Origin of the sequence: Alkalibacillus haloalkaliphilus C5 (assembly GCF_000269905.1) — a bacterium.
GTDB classification, from domain to species: domain Bacteria; phylum Bacillota; class Bacilli; order Bacillales; family Alkalibacillaceae; genus Alkalibacillus; species Alkalibacillus haloalkaliphilus_A.
Genome location: NZ_AKIF01000256.1, coordinates 1 through 1,656, shown reverse-complemented (window position 1 = coordinate 1,656; position 1,656 = coordinate 1). Strand labels below are relative to the sequence as shown.

2 protein-coding genes and 1 pseudogene are annotated in these 1,656 nt (G+C 37.7%); all 3 read right to left on the bottom strand.

The window, feature by feature from the left end:
• The coding region (locus tag A194_RS0116200) for a DsbA family oxidoreductase (RefSeq protein ID WP_017187822.1) at positions 1-531 on the bottom strand (531 nt) is incomplete at its 3' end.
• A gap of 72 nt (positions 532-603) precedes the next feature.
• On the bottom strand, positions 604-1,422 hold the full coding sequence (locus tag A194_RS0116195) for a MetQ/NlpA family ABC transporter substrate-binding protein (protein ID WP_017187821.1): 819 nt from the start codon (positions 1,420-1,422) through the stop codon (positions 604-606).
• Positions 1,423-1,439: 17 nt separating this feature from the next.
• Positions 1,440-1,656, bottom strand: a pseudogene (locus A194_RS19015) (methionine ABC transporter permease); the annotation flags it as partial.

Here is a 1,656-nt window from a genome sequence, read left to right as displayed (position 1 = left end):
AACACCTACTTGGCCAGCTTCTTGTTGATCACGTCTTACATTAGATAAGTAAGCACCACTTTCTAATACATTTGATGCTTCTTCGCGATTGAGCCCTACTTCATCTGCAGTATCAAGTAAAACTTCATGATCGCCTACATCTAAACCTTTTGTGAAATAGGCTTTCATAAGCTCTTCCATCAGTTCATATAACTTACCTTCTTGTTTAGCAAATTGACTTAAACGGTGGGCATCTTCCGTGTTTGTCGGGATTACTGAGTCAAAGTTGAACTCCAATCCAACTTCTTTAGCTTGTTGTGCCATTTGCGCATTCATTTCTTTTCCTTGTTGATAAGGAACTTGATATTTATTCGCTAACATTTGGTGAATGTCATCGTACTGACCTTTTTCTACTGTTGGGTCGAGTTGAAAGCTTTTAAATGTCACCTCAACTTCATCCCCATAGTTGAATTGTTGTAAGGCCTGTTCAAAGCGCCTTTTACCTATATAACAAAACGGACAAACGACGTCCGACCAAATTTCTACTTTCATGAATAGAACCTCCAACAACATTTTTCAGTTCTCATTATTCATGAATTTAGCTTGAAAATCAAATTATTTGTACTACCAACCAATTTCATCAAGGTCAACAAATACAGGAATTAGAGCTTCATCATAAAGATCAATGATTTCATGTTCAACTTGTTCTGTTTGAACAATCTCACCGATTCTTTGTAAAATTTCTCGGTCTGTATCTTCTTCTCTCGCTGCAATAATATTAATATATGGCGTTGCTGTATCACCTTCGATAAAGATCGAGTCATCATTCGGTTGAAAATCAGCTTCACGGGCAACGCCGTTATTAATGACTGAAATATCAACGTCTGGTAATACACGTGGAGTTTGTGCTGCAACTACAGGCTCAAACTCCAGTCCTTTAGGATTCTCAACAATCTTATCGAGTTCACCATAACCATTAAAACCTTCTTCTAACTCAATCAAGCCAGCTTCTTCTAATAACAATAAAGCTCGACCCATATTAGTTGCTTCTTGAGGTAATGCGACAATACCATCGTCAGGAACTTCTTCAATGGACTCATGCTCGTCTGAATAAACTGCCATAGGAGCGATATATGTCGTTGCGATTGGCTCTAGACTTAAATCATGCTCTTCAATGAATTCATCAAAATACGAAACAGTTTGAAAGGCATTAATGTCAACATCCCCATCTTCTAACGCCATATTCGGCCTGACGTAATCCGCGAATTCAATTAACTCTAATTCTACTCCTTCTTCTTCATACACAATATCCGCTACTTCCTCCCATAATGGAACACCTGAGCCGTTCAAACCTACTTTAATGGTTTCATCACTTGATCCACATCCTGCTAAAATAACTGTTATAACGATTGCTCCCAATAAAGCTTTAATTGTTGTTTTCATTTGTTATTCCTCCTAGTTTATAATCGTCGAAGTTTTTTAGATAAATAATTACCGATTGCCTGGAACGCTTGTACAATTATGATTAATAAAATGACAGTGACAATCATAATATCTGTTTCAAAACGTTGATATCCGTAAGAGATTGCTAAATCACCTAGGCCACCACCACCAACAAAACCTGCCATTGCAGAAGCACCGACTAATCCAATGGACGCAATCGCATTGAACTTAACG